Source organism: Pseudomonas sp. NCCP-436 (assembly GCF_019656335.1).
In the GTDB taxonomy this organism is placed as follows: domain Bacteria; phylum Pseudomonadota; class Gammaproteobacteria; order Pseudomonadales; family Pseudomonadaceae; genus Aquipseudomonas.
In genome coordinates this window covers 414,663-432,407 of sequence record NZ_BPLZ01000001.1, presented here as the reverse complement: position 1 = coordinate 432,407, position 17,745 = coordinate 414,663, and the positions used below count along the sequence as shown (strand labels likewise).

Below are 17,745 nucleotides of genomic sequence, written 5' to 3'. Positions count from 1 at the left end.
AAGCACGGGCGGATCTATTCGACTACATCGAGCGGTTTCATAACCCACGAATGCGTCGTAGAGTCGCCCGGCAAGATCTGAAGTTTTCAGCCCTTTTCAAACCGTCCGTGGAAATGGGGTAGAACCCCCTTATCCGACCAACCTTGGGAGAGACATTTCATGGGCATAGCCGGCATCAGCATCTGGCAGCTTCTCATCATCCTACTCATCGTCATCATGCTGTTCGGCAGCAAGCGCCTGCGCACACTCGGCAGTGATCTGGGCGATGCCATCGGCGGCTTCCGTCGTTCGCTGGGCAGCAATGGCGAGGTGGCAACGATCACTCAGGAAGGCACCAGCAGCATGAAGACTGCTCAGGAGAAACAGGAGCATATCTGAGGCGCCAGACTCAGACCTCCAGAAGGAAGGTCACCGGCCCGTCGTTGACCAGATGCACCTGCATGTCGGCACCGAAACGCCCGGTCGCCACATTCGGATGCTGCTCGCGCGCCAGCGCCACCAGCGCGTCGAACAGCCTCTCCCCCTGGGCAGGTGGCGCGGCGCTGGAGAAGCTGGGGCGCATGCCACTTTTGGTGTCGGCGGCCAGAGTAAACTGTGAGACCAGCAGCAAGCCACCACCGACATCCGCCAGGGAACGATTCATCTTGCCGGCATCGTCGCTGAATACACGGTAGTTGAGCAGCTTATGCAGGGCGCGGGCGACACTCGCCTGATCATCCTGCGGCTCCACTCCGACCAGCGCCAGCAGACCCTGGTCAATGCTGCCGACCACTTCCTCCCGAACCTCTACCCGCGCGCTGCGAACGCGCTGAATCAGCAGCTTCATGCGTCCTCCGGCGGCAGATCGAGCAGACGCCTGGCCATGGTTTCGGTGGCTCGCACCAGTGCATCGGTGATGCCTGGCTCGGCAGCCGAGTGGCCGGCGTCGCGGATGATCTGTAGCTCGCTGTTGGGCCAGGCCTGATGCAGTGCCCAGGCATTATCCAGCGGGCAGATCACATCGTAGCGACCGTGCACGATGATGCCCGGCAGGTGGGCTATCTTCGGCATGTCACGCAGCAACTGATCGGCCTCGAGGAAGGCATTGTTGACGAAGTAGTGGCACTCGATACGGGCTATGGAAAGAGCCCGTAGCGGCTCGCTGAAATGATCGACGACCTGGCTGTTGGGGCGCAAAGTGGCAGTGCGTCCTTCCCAGGTCGACCAAGCCCTGGCCGCGTGCATCTGGGCAATCTGGTCGGCGCCGGTCAGTCGCTTATAGAAGGCCTGCATCAGATCAGCACGCTCCTCCACCGGGATTGGTGCCAGGTAGTCCTCCCAGTAATCCGGGAACAGCCGGCTGGCCCCTTCCTGATAGAACCACTGCATCTCCTGCGGGCGACACAGGAAGATGCCGCGCAGGATCAGACCGAGCACCCGCTGCGGATGCGTCTGGGCATAGGCCAGTGCCAGAGTCGAACCCCATGAGCCGCCAAACAGCACGAACTGCTCGATACCCAGGTGCTCGCGGATCCGCTCGATGTCGGCTATCAGTGCCTGGGTGGTGTTGTTCTCCAGGCTCGCGTGCGGGGTCGAACGGCCGCAGCCGCGCTGGTCAAAGGTGACGATGCGGTACAAGGTCGGATCGAAGTAGCGGCGGCTGGCAGCATCGCAACCCGCACCCGGCCCGCCGTGGATAAACATCACCGGCAGGCCGTCCGCCGAACCACTCTCATCCACGTACAGGACATGAGGGGGCTCCACCGCCAGTTGGTGGCGGGCGTATGGCTTGATCTCCGGGTACAGGGTCTGCATGACTGGCTCCTGGCTGAACGTGAGAACCACCGATATTGGCGATGGCCCGGCAAAACAGTCTGTGAAAGCCCGCATGTCGCTGTAACATCCAGCGTGCCGGCCCACCATGCTCCGCAACAGTCGGAGACACGGCGTGGGGCGGCTACCAGCCGCGGCCCTGCCGGGCATCATAACCATGAAAAGGAACTTCGGCATGTCGAGCCGTCAACTGGCCCTTTGGCCTCTGCTGCTGACCATCGCCCTGCTGCTCGGCGGCTGCTCCCGCAACGATCCGCAGGTGGCGCTGGAAGCAGCGACGCAGCGTCTGCAGGAAAATATCGAAGCCAAGAACACCTCGGCCGTGATGGATCAGTTGCACGGAGAGTTCCTCGCCCGCCAGTCGCTCGACCGTGAATGGGCCAGGCGCACCATGACTCTGCTCTTTCTGCGTCACCGCAACGTACGGGTAATCGCCCTGAGCAAGAGCAGTTGGGTCGACCCGGTTGTTTCCAGCCGTGGCCACAGTGAGGCGCAGATTGCCCTCACCGGCGCCGAAGGACTGATTCCGGACAGCGCCAGGCACTATGCGGTGCGTCTTGAATGGTGGCTGGAAGACGGCGAATGGAAGCTGGGCCGCCTGGACTGGGAATGATGTCGCAGCGCCAGCCTCAATCGGCCTTGCGCCAGATCAGCTCGTCAGTATTGCGATAGCCTCGCTCGCGGGCTACCGACAGCAATTGCTGACGGGTCGCCTCGTCCACCTGCGGAGTACGCGACAGCAGCCAGAGATACTTGCGTTGCGGATGGCCGACCAGCGCAACCTGATAGTCGCTGTCGTGGTACAGCACCCAGTAATCGCCGCGAATCCGCAGTAGACGGCTGGCCCAGTTGTCGAAGCGCACCGAGAACTTGTCGGTGTGTCCCTCCTCCTGCGGCTCGGCCTGGCCGGTAACTTCCTGCCACTCACCCTCGGCAGTGCGGCAGCGGTTGGTCACGGCGATGCTGCCCGAAGCCTGCAGCGCATAGTGGGCCTCGGACTGCACACACTGACGCTGGAAGTACAGCGGCAGGCGTGCCAGTTCGTACCAGGTGCCCTGATAACGCTGCAGATCCACCTGCATGGTCTTCGGTGGCACTGGAGGAATCGACCCTGTTCCGGAATTGGCACAACCGGCAAGAACCGCAAGAACACTGACAACCAGAGTGCCGCGCATTATCTGCTCCCGTTTATTTGAGTCCCTTGCCAGAGAACAGCATGACCGTGTCTCCGCCATACTGGACGCTGATGTAACTCTGCCCGTTGGTCCAAGTACAACTGGTCATGCCCAGTGCCCCGGCGCATTCGTCTGGCGCGCCCAGCAGCCGCTCCACTTCGTCCTTGCTCATACCCGGTTTGAGCTTGGCGTAGTTGTCCTGGTTGATCTTGCTGCAGGCCGCCAGGAGGCAGCAGGCGAGCAGCGCCGCGATACGCATCGACATTGGAGAACTCCTGATGGGAAAGTGCCAGCAAGCTTGGCATAGCCGCCGGCGTCTTGCCCGCTTGGAGTTCAGAAACGCGAACCGGGTTCCCCTAGAAAAGCAACTTCCTTGGGACTGGAATGACGTCCGAGAATGGCATTGCGATGAGGAAAGCGGCCAAAAAGCCTGATTACCTGCTGGTGCCGCTCGGCAAACTCGAGAAAGTTCGCGAACAATCCCCGCTCCTCCTCGGTAGCCTCGTTCAGCAAGACACGAAAGCAGGCCACAGCCCTATCCTGCAGCAGCGGATCCTCGGCATGCTCGAGAATCAGATAGGCAAATACCCGGCGAATCGGCGGCAACCGCCGATCCCACTGTTTTGCCAGCCCGTCCTCCAGCAGCGCAAGGGCCAGCGGATCACCGGCAAAAGCCTGTGGCGTATTGCGGAAGATCATCCGCGGCAACTGATCCAGCAGAATCAGCAGTGCCAGCCAGCCCTGCGGCGACTGTTTCCAGTCCTGCAGACCGCCGCTCAGAGCCTGGCGAACCTGTACGCCGAAGCGTTGCTCGGCCTCGCGATCCTGCTCGTCGCGCTTGCCGAACCATAGTCCATGGCGAGCAGCGGCCACCTCGGCAGCCGGAGCCTCCGCGCCGAACCACCAGTCGAGCAGAGGCTGCCAGGCGTCCATCAGTTGCGGTGGTAGGCAGTGATACGCAGCACTTCTTCCTTCGAGCCGAGGAACACCGCCACACGTTGGTGCAACGACTCCGGCTGAACATCGAGAATGCGCTGATGACCATTGGTAGCGGCGCCACCGGCCTGTTCGATGATCATCGACATCGGGTTGGCCTCGTACATCAGACGCAGCTTGCCCGGTTTCTCCGGCTCGCGGGCGTCGCGCGGATACATGAAGATGCCGCCACGGGTCAGGATACGGTGCACATCGGCAACCATCGAGGCAATCCAGCGCATGTTGTAGTTCTTGCCCAGCGGCCCGGTCTCGCCGGCCAGCAGCTCGGTGACATAACGTTGCACCGGCGGCTCCCAGTGACGCTGGTTGGACATGTTGATGGCGAATTCCTTGGTCGCCTCCGGCACCCGGATGTTGTCGTGAGTAAGCACGAAGCTGCCCAGCTCGCGGTCCAGAGTGAAGCCCTTGACGCCGTCACCGAGGGTCAGCATCAGCATGGTCTGCGGGCCGTAGATGGCGTAGCCGGCAGCAACCTGCTGGGTACCCGGCTGGAGGAAGGCTTCCTCACCCAGGTCGCCGGTCTCGCCATGGCGATCCGGGCAACGCAGCACCGAGAAGATGGTGCCGACCGAGACGTTGACGTCAATGTTGCTGGAGCCGTCCAGCGGGTCGAACACCAGCAGGTAGGCCCCCTTCGGGTACTTGCCGGGAATCTGGTAGGCATTGTCCATTTCCTCGGAGGCCATGCCGGCCAGGTGGCCGCCCCACTCGTTGGCCTCCAGCAAGATCTCGTTGGAGATCACGTCGAGCTTCTTCTGCACCTCGCCCTGCACGTTTTCACTGTCGAGACTTCCGAGCACCCCGCCAAGGGCGCCCTTGGAAACCTGATGGCTGATTGCCTTGCAGGCCCGCGCCACGACTTCGATAAGGAAACGCAGGTCGGCCGGGGTGTTGTGGCTGCGAGTCTGCTCGATCAGATAGCGGCTCAGGGTGACGCGGGACATGGACGGCTCCGGAATAGGAAAAAACCTGCGCAGTTTAACCCGAGTCGCTGCGCAATGCTGCCTGCCGGGATGGATGGCTGACGATGCCACCTGCCAGCAGGCCGCCGATACGGGCGCTCTGGCCTGGCTCAGCCTTTTCAGGCCGACGCAGAAGGCTCGCCGCCATCACAGCCAGCAAGACCACGCCAAGCAGCAACACGGCCCAGAGCCCCCAGCGCTTCCAGTCCGTCGCCACACTCGCCGGCGCATCCACCTCGGACGGGACAGCACTGACGTCGACCCGTGACCGCAGCGGCGCAGACCGTACCATAGCCAACCATGATGACGCCCCGCCTGATAGCAGCTGCACCCTGCCCGTTGAAGTGCGCCTTAACGGCCTGATTCGCCTGGAGCTGGTGGACGAGTTCGAGCGCAGCGAACCGCCGAAAAACATCGCCAGGCGTCTGCAGAAGGACGGCATCGTCGAACGCTTCAACCAGAAGTCGGGCATCTTCACCCTGACGCGCATGTCCAATAACGACTGCCTGTTCCTCGACCGCAAGACGCGCCTGTGCACTGTCTACGAAAAGCGCCCGGACACCTGCCGTCATCACCCCAAGGTCGGCCCGCGGCCGGGTTACTGCGCGTACAAGCCCAAATAAGGCTCACACGGCGCCCTCTACGCAGAGCGGCGCAGGCCGATGACCCGGCCAACGCAGGCCGGCTGCGGCAACCCCTGATGCTCGCTGGCCAGTTGCGCGACTCTTTCTGCAACCTGATCGGCGAACGGCGCCGCGCGGCCGGCGGCGCTGTCGATGTTCATCAGCATCTGCTCGCTTTCCGCCAGGCTGGCGTCGTCACCGGGTCGATACAGCGCGTGGTGGATATGCAGGCGTTTGGTGTCATGTGCCAACAGCTGCGTGCGCACTTCCACCGGTTCGCCCTCCTTCACCTCGGCCAGGAAGTTGAGGTGGCATTCCAGGGTATACAGCGTGTGTCCGATACGGGCGCGACCGGCTTCGTCCAGCCCCAGCACGTCCATCAGCGCATCGGTGGCGTGGCTGAATATCAGCAGGTAGAAGGCGTCGCGCAGGTGCCCGTTGTAGTCGACCCAATCGGGGGAGATGGTGGTGCGATAGGTTGGCAGACTCATGTTGGTATTCCGATAAGGCCCTCAGCTCTCGACTTTGGCGTCCTGCGTCGCCCTGACGTCTGCATCCATGCAGTCGTCTTCCGCAAGCGGGAGAGTGGAGCCGGATGGGCGTCGGTCTTCAGGGTGCGCCATGCGCACCGGTATGATTCGATTCACTCGGCGAAGGCGAAGCCGTGCCTGGCCTTGGTCTGACGAATCGCTTCCAGCACCGCCAGCAGGCAGTCGTCGCGGTAGCGCTCCAGGGCGTCCAGGCTGCGCTCGCCCTGCTGTTCGGCCGTGCCCTCGACCACTGCATCGATCAGGCTCTCGGTGAGCTCGGGCGCCTCAAGGTAGGTCCAGGGCAGTTTCAGCGCCGGGCCGAACTGGGCCATGAAGTGGCGCATGCCGGCCGGGCCGCCGGCCAGGGTGTAGGTCAGGAAGCTACCCATGAACGACCAGCGCAGGCCGGCACCGAAACGGATCGCATCGTCGATCTCGCCGGTAGTCGCCACGCCGTCGTTGACCAGGTGCAACGCCTCGCGCCACAGCGCTTCGAGCAGACGGTCGGCGATAAAACCCGGTACTTCCTTGCGCACATGCAAGGGGCGCATGCCCAGCGCCTCGTACACCCTGATCGCCGCCTGTACGGCCTCGGGCGCGGTCTTCGCCCCGCCCACCACCTCCACCAGTGGCAGCAGGTACACCGGATTGAACGGATGGCCGACCACGCAGCGCTCCGGGTGCGTGGCACCTTCATAGAACTCACTGGGCAGCAGCCCCGAGGTACTGGAGCCGATCAGCACGTCCGGGCGCGCCGCGGCGCTGATCCTGGCGTGCAGTTCGCACTTGAGTTCGAGCCGTTCGGGCGCGCTTTCCTGAATGAAATCGGCATCGTGTACGCAGTCTTCGATGCTGCTCACGAAGCGCAGGCGCTCAAGCGAAGCACCGGGCGCCAGCCCCTTTTTCTCCAGCGCCGGCCAGGCATTGGCCAGACGGCTGCGCAGCGCGGCTTCGGCGCCGGGGGCCGGATCCCAGGCGATCACATCCAGGCCATGGGCCAGGGCGCGGGCGATCCAGCCGGCGCCGATCACGCCGGTGCCGAGGGCGGCGAATGTCTTGATATCGGTAACGAAGGTCATGGTTGAACTCCGGTGGCCCGGATGCAATCCGGGGCATGGCAGGTGAAGTTTTTCCCGGATTTCATCCGGGCTACGGGAGATGCACACAAGCCTCTCCCCGGCCCCTCTCCCATGATTGGGAGAGGGGGGAAAGCCGCGCTAGCGACGCTTGAGCTTCATCTTTTCCCGCCCTTCGGCCGGGGTCAGGGCGCGGCCACCGAGGCGCTCGATGATCTCGATGGCGCGCTCGACCAGTTGGCCGTTGCTGGCATGTACGCCACGATCCAGCCAGATGTTGTCCTCCAGGCCCACGCGCACGTGGCCGCCGAGCAGCATGGCCTGGGCGACCATCGGCATCTGCATCCGCCCGATGCCGAAGCCGGCCCAGGTGACACCCGGCGGCAGGTTGTCGGCCATGGCCTTCATGGTGGTGGTGTCGGCCGGCGCGCCCCATGGGATGCCCAGGCACAGCTGGATCAGCGGGTCGTCCAGCAGGCCTTCCCTGATCATCTGCTTGGCGAACCACAGGTGGCCGGTATCGAAGATTTCCAGCTCGGCCTTCACCCCCAGCTCGGTGATGCGCCTGGCACCGGCACGCAGTTGCGCCGGGGTGGAGACGTAGATGAAGTCGCCGTCGCCGAAATTCAGCGTGCCGCAGTCCAGGGTGCAGATTTCCGGCAGCAGCTCCTCGACATGCGCCAGGCGGGTGAGCGGCCCGACCAGGTCGGTGCCGGAACCGAACTCCAGCGGCTGTTCACCCTTGCCGATTTCCAGATCACCGCCCATGCCGGCGGTGAGATTGATGATCACGTCGGTGTCGCTTTCACGGATGCGTTCGACTACCTCTCGGTACAGCGCCACATCACGGCTCGGCTTGCCGGTCTGCGGATCACGCACATGGCAGTGAGCGACAGTGGCTCCCGCCTTGGCCGCCTCGATGGCGGCCGCCGCGATTTCCTTTGGCGTAACCGGGATCGCCGGGTGCTTGCCGACGGTGTCGCCGGCGCCGGTCACCGCACAGGTGACGATAACCTCGTAGTTCATGCTCAACTGTCCTTTCCAGGGGCGAACGGGGGCCGACGGCAGGGCCGCAGGCATTGTGCAAAAAGGGAAATCAGCGCCGGCTCGACCGGCGCTCGCGTATCAGTTGCCGGCGATCAGCGCCGCGCTGGCGGGCTTGCCGTCGAAGGTGGTGACGCCTGCGAGCCAGGCCTCGACCACCTTCGGGTTGGCCTTGATCCAGTCACGCGCCACCTGCGCTGGCTGCTTGCGATCCATGATCGGCTGCATCAGCTCCGCTTCCTGCTCACTGGTAAAACGCAGGCTGGTCAGCAGACGGTTGGCGTTGGGGCAGCGCTCGGCGTAGTCCGGCGCGGTTACGGTGGACACCGTGGCGGCTCCGTCGTTGGGGCCGAACACATCCTCGGTGCCGGTCAGATAGGTGATCTGCATCGACAGGTTCATCGGATGCGGCTTCCAGCCGAAGAACACCACCGGTTTCTCGTTGCGCACGGCACGCCCAACTGCGGCGAGCATGCCGGCCTCGCTGGATTCGACCAGCTTGAAGCCGCCGAGGCCGAACTGGTTGGTATCGATCATCTTCTGGATCGCCGTATTGGCCCCGGAGCCGGCCTCGATACCGTAGATCTTGCCGTCCAGCTCGTCCTTGAACCTGGCGATATCGGCCAGGGTTTTCAGGCCCTTGTCGGCGGTGTAGCTGGGCACCGCCAGCACTGCCACCGCGTCATCCAGCGACGGTTCGGCGGCCACCTTCACCGCGCCGGCATCGAGGAAGGGCTTGATGTTGTCGTCCATGATCGGCTTCCAGTAGCCGAGAAAGGCGTCGATCTGCCCCTTCTGGATACCGGCGAAGATGATCTGTTGCGAGGCCTGGGTCTGCTTGGTTTCGTAGCCGAGCCCCTGCAGCAGCTCGCTGGCAACGGCAGTGGTGGCGACCACGTCGGTCCAGCCGACGGCGCCGATGCGAACGTTCTTGCAACTGGCGTCATCGGCCAGCAGGGAGGTACTGAACAGGCTCAGGGTGCAGCACGCGGCCAGTGCGGTAAGACCTTTCATCTGGGTGCTCCTCATCGTGTCACAGCGGTTCTATTTCGTTCTTCTAGAGGCTTCAAGCCCCCACCGTGCTCGGGATTGCTCGCCTCCCGATGAAAACACCTTACGCCCGCCCCTGACGCAAAATTCGCATCTGACCGACCATTTATTGACCTTCAGCGACCAGTTTTCGGTACAGATGCACTGATGGCGTATTAATCTCTCGAGCTACCAGCCACCCTGCTCCAGCCTCGTGATCTGTATGCCCCAGACCTTCTGCTTCCTGCTGCTGCCCGGCTTTTCCATGATGGGCCTGATGTCGGCCATCGAACCGCTGCGCGTGGCCAACCGCTTTCGCGGCGAGCTGTATCGATGGCGCCTGCTCAGCCGGGACGGCAACGCCGTACAGGCGAGCAACGGCATGTCGCTGAACGTCGACGGCGCGCTGGAACTGCCGGACGATACCCGGGCGCTGTTCGTTGTCGCCGGTTTCGAGCCACTGGCCCACTACGATCATCACCTGGCGCACTGGCTGCAACGTCGCGAGGCGGAACTGACGGTACTTGGCGGCATCGATACCGGCAGCTTCGTGCTGGCCGAGGCCGGACTGTTCCAGCATCAGCGCCTGACTCTGCACTGGGAGGCCATCGATGCCTTCCGTGAGCGCTACCCGGCGCTACTGGTCACCCAGGAGCTGTTCGAGATCGACGGCAAGCGCATCACCAGCGCGGGTGGCACCAGCAGCCTGGATCTGATGCTGGGGCTGATCGGCCGGGAACACGGCGAAGCACTGGCCGTGAAGGTCTCGGAGCAGTTCGTGGTCAGCCGTATCCGCACGCGCCTGGATCACCAGCGCATGCAGGTCGCCAGCCGCTACGACCTGCACAACAAGAAACTGGTACGGGTGATCGGCGAGATGGAACGCCAGTGCGAGCAGCCGCTATCCAGCGAAGTGCTGGCCGCTCAGGTGGGCATCAGCGTGCGTCAGCTGGAGCGTCTGTTCCGTCATCATCTGGACACCACCCCCTCGGCCTTCTACCTGGAGCTGCGCCTGGACAAGGCGCGCCAGTTGCTGCGCCAGAGCGACCTCAGCGTGCTGGAGGTGAGCCTGGCCTGCGGTTTCGACTCGGCGTCGTATTTCTCGCGCTGCTACCGCAGGCGCTTCGCCGCCAGCCCCAGCAAGGACCGCCGCGAGCGACTGGACTGATCGACAGCCGGCACGGCCACGCCGGAGCCGCTTCACCACGAAATATCCTTTAGCTCGCCGCTTCGGGACGAATCGCGGCTGAAAACGCAATGCCGCCCGACCGTACCTGCGGGTTATGGGATGGCAAGGCTTCGTATTCATTCGCGACCTCGGCTTGACGCTTTCGGCAATCCCCCAGTCGCTTTTGCACCGGGTCGGCCAGCCCCCCAGGGATAAGCTTTCCCCAAAGCACCGCCAGCCGATGCGGTGTATTCGTTCAGGGGACAAGCCTTATGAGCCCAGCCGAATTGCACGCCGACAGCATCGTCATCGACGGGCTGATCATCGCCAAGTGGAACCGTGAACTCTTCGAAGACATGCGCAAGGGCGGTCTGACCGCCGCCAACTGCACCGTGTCGGTATGGGAAGGGTTTCAGGCCACGGTCAACAACATCGTCGCCAGCAACAACCTGATCCGCGAGAACAGCGATCTGGTGATTCCGGTACGCACCACCGCCGACATCTACAAGGCCAAGGAGCTGGGCAAGACCGGCATCCTCTACGGCTTCCAGAACGCCCATGCGTTCGAGGACCAGATCGGCTACGTAGAGATCTTCAAGCAGCTGGGCGTGGGCATCGTGCAGATGTGCTACAACACCCAGAACCTGGTCGGCACCGGCTGCTACGAGCGTGACGGCGGCCTCTCCGGTTTCGGTCACGAGATCGTTGCCGAGATGAACCGTGTCGGCATCATGTGCGACCTCTCGCACGTGGGCAGCAAGACCAGTGAAGAGGTCATCCTGGCCTCGAAAAAACCGGTGTGCTACTCCCACTGCCTGCCGTCCGGCCTCAAAGAACATCCGCGCAACAAGTCCGATGAAGAACTGAAATTCATCGCCGACCACGGCGGCTTCGTCGGCGTAACCATGTTCGCCCCGTTCCTGGCCAAGGGCATCGACTCGACCATCGACGACTACGCCGAGGCCATCGAGTACGTGATGAACATCGTCGGTGAAGACGCCATCGGCATCGGCACCGACTTCACCCAAGGCCACGGCAAGGACTTCTTCGAGTGGCTGACCCACGACAAGGGCTACGCCCGTCGTCTGACCAACTTCGGCAAGATCGTCAACCCGCTGGGCATCCGCACCGTGGGCGAATTCCCCAACCTGACCGAAACGCTGCTCAAACGCGGCATGCCCGAGCGCGTGGTGCGCAAGGTCATGGGAGAAAACTGGGTGCGCGTACTCAAGGACGTCTGGGGCGAATGACCAACGCTGGTGGAGCCGACTGCGCTCACAGGTAGCCGCGCCGCGCTCCACAACGATTCATGCGCTTTTGCAAACACGTAACACAACGAATTCTGGAGTTTGAACACATGGCCACCCACGCCCCCGAAATGCCCATCGAAGTCGATGACGAAACCGGCGTATGGACCACCGACGCCCTGCCGATGCTGTATGTGCCGCGTCATTTCTTCGTCAACAACCACATGGGCATCGAAGAGGTGCTCGGCGCAGACAAATACGCCGAGATTCTCTACAAGGCCGGCTACAAGAGCGCCTGGCACTGGTGTGAAAAAGAAGCCGAGTGTCACGGCATTTCCGGTGCCGCGGTGTTCGAGCACTACATGAAGCGCTTGTCGCAACGTGGCTGGGGCCTGTTCGAAACGCAGAAGCTGGATCTGGAAACCGGTCACGCCGAGGTCAAGCTCAAGCACTCGGCCTTCGTCTACGTCTACGGCAAGGTAGGTCGCAAGGTCGACTACATGTTCACCGGCTGGTTCTCCGGCGCCATCGACCAGATCCTGGCCGCCGCCGGCAGCCCGATCCGCACGGTCACCGAGCAGGTCTACAGCGGCGCCGAAGAAGGTCACGAAGACGGCCTGTTCGTCACCCGCCCACTCTGATCCAACCTTCCACGGCGGGCCCTGCCCGCCCGATGACCAATCCGCGCACCGTGAGCGCGTAAACGCCGAATCGAGGAGAAGGTCATGGCCTTCGAAGCAATGTTCCAGCCGATCCAGATCGGCAAGCTCACCATCCGCAACCGCGTGCTGTCGACCGCGCACGCTGAGGTCTACGCCACCGACGGCGGAATGACCACCGAGCGCTACGTGAAGTACTACGAGGAGAAAGCCAAGGGCGGCATCGGCCTGGCCATTTGTGGCGGCTCCTCGGTAGTGGCCATCGACAGCCCGCAGCAATGGTGGAGCTCGGTCAACCTGTCCACCGACCGCATCATCCCGCACTTCCAGAACCTGGCTGACGCCATGCACAAGCACGGCGCCAAGATCATGATCCAGATTACCCACATGGGCCGCCGCTCGCGCTGGGATGGCTACCACTGGCCGACCCTGGTGTCGCCGTCCGGCATTCGTGAGCCGGTACACCGCGCCACCTGCAAGACCATCGAGGAAGAGGAAATCTGGCGCATCATCGGCAACTACGCCCAGGCCGCGCGTCGGGCCAAAGAGGGCGGTCTGGACGGCGTCGAGCTGTCGGCCGTGCACCAGCACCTGATCGACCAGTTCTGGTCGCCTCGGGTGAACAAGCGTACCGATGAGTGGGGCGGCACCTTTGAAGGCCGCATGAAGTTCGGCCTGGAAGTGCTCAAGGCCGTGCGCAAGGAAGTCGGCGACGACTTCTGCGTGGGCATGCGCATTACTGGTGACGAGTTCCACCCCGATGGTCTGTCCCATGAGGACATGAAGCAGATCGCGGCCTACTACGACGCCACCGGCATGATCGATTTCATCGGCGTGGTCGGCTCCGGTTGCGACACCCACAACACCCTGGCCAACGTCATCCCCAACATGAGCTTCCCGCCGGAGCCGTTCCTGCACCTGGCCGCCGGGATCAAGGAAGTGGTCAAGGTGCCGGTGCTGCACGCGCAGAACATCAAGGACCCGAACCAGGCCACGCGCATCCTCGAAGGCGGCTACGTGGACATGGTCGGCATGACCCGCGCGCATATGGCCGACCCGCACCTGATCGCCAAGATCAAGATGGGCCAGGTCGACCAGATCAAGCAGTGCGTTGGCGCCAACTATTGCATCGACCGTCAGTACCAGGGCCTGGATGTGCTGTGCATTCAGAACGCCGCCACCAGCCGTGAATATATGGGCGTACCGCACATCATCGAGAAATCCACCGGGCCCAAGCGTCGCGTGGTGATCGTTGGCGGCGGCCCGGCCGGCATGGAAGCGGCACGCGTTTCCGCCGAACGCGGTCACGAAGTGATCATGTTCGAAAAACAGGACAGCCTGGGCGGGCAGATCAGCATTGCCGCGCGCGCCCCGCAGCGCGACCAGATTGCCGGTATCACCCGCTGGTACCAGCTGGAACTGGCGCGTCTGGGCGTGGACCTACGTCTGAGCACGCCGGCCGATGAGTCCAGCATCCTGGGCCTGAATCCGGACATCGTGGTGCTGGCCAACGGCGGTCATCCGTTCCTGGAGCAGAACGAACACTGGGGCGCGGCCGAAGGGCTGGTGGTCAGCAGCTGGGACGTGCTCTCGGGCAAGGTCGAGCCGGGCAAGAACGTGCTGGTCTACGACACCATCTGCGAATTCACCGGCATGTCTGTGGCCGACTACCTGGCCGACAAGGGCGCGCAGGTGGAGCTGGTGACCGACGACATCAAGCCCGGTATCGCCGTGGGTGGCACCAGCTTCCCGCCCTACTACCGCAGCCTGTACCCGAAGGAAGTCATCATGACCGGCGACCTGATGCTGGAAAAGGTCTACCGCGAAGGCGACAAGCTGGTGGCGGTACTGGAGAACGAATACACCGGCGCCAAGGAAGAGCGTGTGGTCGACCAGGTGGTGGTGGAGAACGGCGTGCGTCCGGATGAGTCGCTGTACTACGCGCTCAAGGCCGGTTCGCGCAACAAGGGCCAGATCGATATCGAGGCGCTGTTTGCGATCAAGCCGCAGCCTTGCCTGTCCGAGCCGGGCGACGGCTACCTGCTGTTCCGCATCGGTGATTGCGTGGCCCAGCGCAACACCCACGCCGCGATCTACGACGCCCTGCGCCTGTGCAAGGACTTCTGATCGGGCTTTTGTAGGGTGGATGGCCACGGCCCTCCACCCAGGCATTTACGCGGCGCCTTACGGTGGCGGGCTTACGCCGCCCCTGCGGCGCAACGCGATTCGGGTAATTGAAAGGGTGCGTCCATGTTAAACACCATCCTGCCCATCCTGCTGTTCGCCGCCCTGGCGCTGGCGGTGCTGGGCGCGGTTAAACGCTTTCTGATGTGGCGTCGCGGCCGCCCGTCCCAAGTCGACTGGATCAGCGGCCTGCTAAAGATGCCGCGCCGCTATCTGGTCGACCTGCACCATGTGGTCGAGCGCGACAAGTACATGTCCAAAACGCACGTTGCCACTGCCGGTGGCTTCGTGCTGGCCGCGCTGCTGGCAATCGTGGTTCACGGCTTCGGCCTGCACAGCCGCATCCTGGGCTACGCCCTGCTGGCGGCCACGGCGCTGATGTTCGTCGGTGCCCTGTTTGTCGCCAAACGCCGGCGCAATCCTCCGGCACGCCTGTCCAAAGGGCCGTGGATGCGCTTGCCGAAAAGCCTGCTGATGTTCTCGGCAAGCTTCTTTATCGCCACGCTGCCGGTTGCCGGGATTCTGCCCGCCGAGTTCGGCGGCTGGGTGCTGGCGGCGATTCTTGCCGTCGGAGTGGCCTGGGGAGTGTCGGAGCTATTCTTCGGCATGACCTGGGGCGGGCCAATGAAGCACGCCTTTGCCGGTGCCCTGCACCTGGCCTGGCACCGCCGCGCCGAGCGCTTTGGCGGTGGCCGTTCCACCGGCCTCAAGGCGCTGAATCTGGATGACACCAGCGCGCCACTGGGCGTGGAAAAGCCCACCGATTTCACCTGGAACCAGTTGCTCGGTTTTGACGCCTGCGTGCAGTGCGGCAAGTGCGAGGCAATGTGCCCGGCCTTTGCCGCCGGCCAGCCGCTGAATCCGAAAAAGCTGATCCAGGACATGGTCATCGGCCTGGCCGGTGGCAATGACGCCAACTTCGCCGGCAGCCCCTACCCGGGCAAGCCACTGGGCGAACACGCAGGCGGTCCGCACCAGCCCATCGTGGTGGAAGGCGGCAAAGGCCTGGTTGACGCTGACACCCTGTGGTCGTGCACCACCTGCCGCGCCTGCGTCGAGGAATGCCCGATGATGATCGAGCACGTCGATGCCATCGTCGACATGCGCCGTCATCTCACCCTTGAGAAGGGCGCGACCCCGAACAAGGGCGCCGAGGTGCTGGATAACCTGATCGCCACCGACAACCCCGGCGGCTTCAATCCGGGCGGACGTCTGAACTGGGCGGCCGACCTCAACCTGCCGCTGATGAGCGAGAAAAAGCAGGCGGACGTGCTGTTCTGGGTCGGCGATGGCGCTTTCGACATGCGCAACCAGCGCACCCTGCGCGCCTTCGTCAAAATCCTCAAAGCGGCCAAGGTGGACTTTGCCGTACTGGGACTGGAAGAACGGGACAGCGGCGACGTGGCCCGTCGCCTGGGGGATGAAGCCACCTTCCAACTGCTCGCCAAGCGCAACATCGCCACCCTGAGCCAGTATCGCTTCAAGCGCATCGTCAGCTGCGACCCACACAGCTTCCATGTGCTGAAAAACGAATACGGCGCATTGGGCGGCCAGTACGAAGTGCTGCACCACAGCACCTTTATCGAAGAACTGGTTCGCCAGGGCGCGCTGAACCTGGGCACCAGCAAGGCCGGCAGCGTCACCTACCACGATCCGTGCTACCTGGGCCGCTACAACGGTGAGTACGAGGCGCCGCGCGCGGTGCTCAAGGCCATCGGCATCGATGTCAAGGAAATGGAACGCTCGGGCTTCCGCTCGCGTTGCTGTGGCGGTGGCGGCGGCGCGCCGATCACCGACATCCCGGGCAAGCAGCGGATTCCGGATATGCGCATGGCCGACATCAAGGAAACCGGAGCCGAAGTGGTCGCGGTGGGCTGCCCGCAGTGCACCGCCATGCTCGAAGGTGTGGTCGCCCCGCGCCCCGAGATCAAAGACATCGCCGAGCTGGTGGCCGAGGTACTGGTCGAATCCAGCGTACCCAGCCGTCAGCCGCAGGAGGTCAGCGCATGAGCATTATCCGCCGCGACCCGCGCGCCGAATGGATCGCCCGTAACCGGCTGCATCCGTTGCACGCGGCCATGAGCACGCAGGGTCAGATCAGTTGGATGGGCCCCAACGGCGTGCTGCGCAAAAACCCGCACCTGGCTGCCGCCGGCTTTATCGGCCCGGCCGGCCTCAAGCGCATCGACCGCAGCGGCGCCCAGCAGGGCACCAGCGGCAAGCGCGCACAGGTCGAAACCCAGGTGCAGCTGCCGCTGCACGTTGTCGAGCAGCCGGCCTTCCATATCGTGGTGGTGCCGGACCTGGTCGGCGGTCGCCTGTCCAGCCACGACAAGGACCTGCTGGGTCTGGCCCGCAAACTGGCCGGCGACGCCGGTGCGGTGGTGGCCGTGGTGTTTGGCAGCGACAAGGAAAACCAGTACGACGTCGCCGGTGTCGACCGCCTGCTGCGTATTCATGGTGAGGCCTTCGACGGCTACAGCCCCGAGGCGCGCGTACTGGCGTTGGCGGCCGTCGAACAGGAATTCAAACCCCGTCACTGGCTGCTGCCGGACAGCCGCACCGGTGGCGGCGAGCTGGGCCGGCGCCTGGGTGCCAAGCTTGGCGAACGCCCGGCCACCCGCGTCTGGCAGGTGAGCGACACGCACAGCACCGGCCGCGCCGGCGGTGGCCAGCAGGACCTGCAACGGCCGCTGGCGCGCCTGATTCTGGCAGCAGCCGAATGTGCCGAGCCGGTCAGCGAAACCCGCCACGAGGCGCGCGAAATCAGTCTGAAAAGCGCCCTGGCGCACAGCCTGCCGCGTATCGAAGACCTCGGCCCGGTGGCCGTGGACCCGGCGCAGATTCCCATGGCCGAAGCCGAATTCATCCTCTCCGGCGGCAACGGCGTGCGTGACTGGAACCTGTTCCACCAGGCCGCGCAGGTACTCGGCGCCACCGAAGGCGCCTCGCGGGTGGCGGTCGATGACGGTCATATGCCGCGCAACCGCCAGGTGGGCGCCACCGGTACCTGGGTCACCGCGCGGGTCTACCTGGCTGTCGGCATTTCCGGCGCGATCCAGCACCTGCAAGGCATTGGCGCGTGCGACAAGGTAGTGGCGGTCAACCTCGACGTCGGCTGCGACATGATCAAACGCGCCGACCTGTCGGTGATCGGCGACTCGGCCGAGATCCTCACGGCGCTGATGGCCAAAGTCAGCGCCTGGCGCCAGGAGGGCAAACGCGATGCCGCATAACGCC

19 protein-coding genes and 2 pseudogenes are annotated in these 17,745 nt (G+C 63.8%); 10 read left to right on the top strand and 11 right to left on the bottom strand.

Features of this window, described 5'->3' with window-relative positions; genetic code table 11:
* Together NCCP436_RS02025 and tatA are read left to right on the top strand one after the other, a co-directional pair.
* Positions 1-122 (top strand): annotated as a pseudogene (locus NCCP436_RS02025) (IS3 family transposase); the annotation flags it as partial.
* Between the two features lie 37 nt (positions 123-159).
* The gene (gene tatA, locus NCCP436_RS02020) at positions 160-378 is read left to right on the top strand and encodes a twin-arginine translocase TatA/TatE family subunit (RefSeq protein ID WP_220802118.1); all 219 of its coding nucleotides are present in this window, start codon (positions 160-162) and stop codon (positions 376-378) included.
* Between the two features lie 10 nt (positions 379-388).
* Here tatA and dtd read toward each other — a convergent pair whose 3' ends face one another.
* Positions 389-826 carry a D-aminoacyl-tRNA deacylase gene (dtd, locus tag NCCP436_RS02015; RefSeq protein ID WP_220802117.1) on the bottom strand — a complete coding sequence of 146 codons (438 nt, stop codon included), beginning with the start codon at positions 824-826 and terminating at the stop codon, positions 389-391.
* Positions 823-1,794 carry a prolyl aminopeptidase gene (pip, locus tag NCCP436_RS02010; protein ID WP_220802116.1) on the bottom strand — a complete coding sequence of 324 codons (972 nt, stop codon included), beginning with the start codon at positions 1,792-1,794 and terminating at the stop codon, positions 823-825. The genes dtd and pip overlap by 4 nt, the downstream gene beginning before the upstream one ends.
* A 193-nt stretch (positions 1,795-1,987) precedes the next feature.
* Between pip and NCCP436_RS02005 the strand changes: the two genes are divergently transcribed.
* Entirely contained in the window at positions 1,988-2,425 is a 438-nt protein-coding gene (locus tag NCCP436_RS02005; protein ID WP_220802115.1) for a hypothetical protein, read from the top strand.
* A 16-nt stretch (positions 2,426-2,441) separates the two neighbouring features.
* On the opposite strand, the gene NCCP436_RS02000 is transcribed toward NCCP436_RS02005, so the two are convergent.
* The 5 genes from NCCP436_RS02000 to NCCP436_RS17750 form a co-directional block, all read right to left on the bottom strand.
* Positions 2,442-2,987, bottom strand: a complete 546-nt coding sequence (locus NCCP436_RS02000; protein WP_220802114.1) for a lipocalin family protein — start codon at positions 2,985-2,987, stop codon at positions 2,442-2,444.
* Positions 2,988-3,000: 13 nt separating this feature from the next.
* Positions 3,001-3,252, bottom strand: coding sequence for an outer membrane protein assembly factor BamE (gene bamE, locus NCCP436_RS01995; RefSeq protein WP_220802113.1), 252 nt, complete (start codon positions 3,250-3,252; stop codon positions 3,001-3,003).
* 68 nt (positions 3,253-3,320) lie between these two features.
* A complete protein-coding gene (locus NCCP436_RS01990) occupies positions 3,321-3,920 on the bottom strand; it encodes a DUF924 family protein (RefSeq protein WP_220802112.1) in 600 nt (199 codons plus the stop codon).
* On the bottom strand, positions 3,920-4,927 hold the full coding sequence (locus NCCP436_RS01985; RefSeq protein ID WP_220802111.1) for a class 1 fructose-bisphosphatase: 1,008 nt from the start codon (positions 4,925-4,927) through the stop codon (positions 3,920-3,922). The genes NCCP436_RS01990 and NCCP436_RS01985 overlap by 1 nt, the downstream gene beginning before the upstream one ends.
* 34 nt (positions 4,928-4,961) lie before the next feature.
* On the bottom strand, positions 4,962-5,237 hold the full coding sequence (locus tag NCCP436_RS17750; protein ID WP_375709461.1) for a DUF3999 family protein: 276 nt from the start codon (positions 5,235-5,237) through the stop codon (positions 4,962-4,964).
* 34 nt (positions 5,238-5,271) lie between these two features.
* Between NCCP436_RS17750 and NCCP436_RS01975 the strand changes: the two are divergent.
* Positions 5,272-5,568, top strand: a pseudogene (locus NCCP436_RS01975) (YkgJ family cysteine cluster protein); the annotation flags it as partial.
* 17 nt (positions 5,569-5,585) lie between these two features.
* Here NCCP436_RS01975 and NCCP436_RS01970 read toward each other — a convergent pair.
* The 4 genes from NCCP436_RS01970 to choX all read right to left on the bottom strand — a co-directional run bounded on the left by NCCP436_RS01970 (position 5,586) and on the right by choX (position 9,232).
* On the bottom strand, positions 5,586-6,059 hold the full coding sequence (locus NCCP436_RS01970; RefSeq protein WP_220802110.1) for a thioesterase family protein: 474 nt from the start codon (positions 6,057-6,059) through the stop codon (positions 5,586-5,588).
* A 152-nt stretch (positions 6,060-6,211) separates the two neighbouring features.
* Complete coding sequence (locus NCCP436_RS01965) at positions 6,212-7,177, bottom strand: L-carnitine dehydrogenase (RefSeq protein ID WP_220802109.1); 966 nt, start codon at positions 7,175-7,177, stop codon at positions 6,212-6,214.
* Positions 7,178-7,315: 138 nt separating this feature from the next.
* Entirely contained in the window at positions 7,316-8,200 is an 885-nt protein-coding gene (locus tag NCCP436_RS01960) for a 3-keto-5-aminohexanoate cleavage protein (protein WP_220802108.1), read from the bottom strand.
* A 99-nt stretch (positions 8,201-8,299) separates the two neighbouring features.
* Positions 8,300-9,232, bottom strand: a complete 933-nt coding sequence (gene choX / locus NCCP436_RS01955) for a choline ABC transporter substrate-binding protein (RefSeq protein WP_220802107.1) — start codon at positions 9,230-9,232, stop codon at positions 8,300-8,302.
* A 238-nt stretch (positions 9,233-9,470) separates the two neighbouring features.
* On the opposite strand from choX, the gene NCCP436_RS01950 reads away from it, so the two are divergent.
* The 6 genes from NCCP436_RS01950 (at position 9,471) to NCCP436_RS01925 (ending at position 17,741) form a co-directional block, all read left to right on the top strand.
* The gene (locus tag NCCP436_RS01950) at positions 9,471-10,415 is read left to right on the top strand and encodes a GlxA family transcriptional regulator (protein WP_220802106.1); all 945 of its coding nucleotides are present in this window, start codon (positions 9,471-9,473) and stop codon (positions 10,413-10,415) included.
* Positions 10,416-10,687: 272 nt separating this feature from the next.
* Positions 10,688-11,665, top strand: a complete 978-nt coding sequence (locus NCCP436_RS01945; RefSeq protein WP_220802105.1) for a dipeptidase — start codon at positions 10,688-10,690, stop codon at positions 11,663-11,665.
* Positions 11,666-11,772: 107 nt separating this feature from the next.
* Positions 11,773-12,303: a DUF5943 domain-containing protein gene (locus tag NCCP436_RS01940; protein WP_220802104.1), complete on the top strand. Its 531-nt coding sequence runs from the start codon at positions 11,773-11,775 to the stop codon at positions 12,301-12,303.
* A gap of 84 nt (positions 12,304-12,387) precedes the next feature.
* On the top strand, positions 12,388-14,448 hold the full coding sequence (gene dgcA / locus NCCP436_RS01935; RefSeq protein WP_220802103.1) for a dimethylglycine demethylation protein DgcA: 2,061 nt from the start codon (positions 12,388-12,390) through the stop codon (positions 14,446-14,448).
* Positions 14,449-14,571: 123 nt separating this feature from the next.
* On the top strand, positions 14,572-16,515 hold the full coding sequence (gene dgcB, locus NCCP436_RS01930) for a dimethylglycine demethylation protein DgcB (RefSeq protein WP_220802102.1): 1,944 nt from the start codon (positions 14,572-14,574) through the stop codon (positions 16,513-16,515).
* Positions 16,512-17,741, top strand: a complete 1,230-nt coding sequence (locus NCCP436_RS01925; protein ID WP_220802101.1) for an electron transfer flavoprotein subunit alpha/FixB family protein — start codon at positions 16,512-16,514, stop codon at positions 17,739-17,741. Before dgcB ends, NCCP436_RS01925 begins: the two co-directional genes overlap by 4 nt.
* The last annotated feature ends 4 nt before the right edge of the window (positions 17,742-17,745 follow it).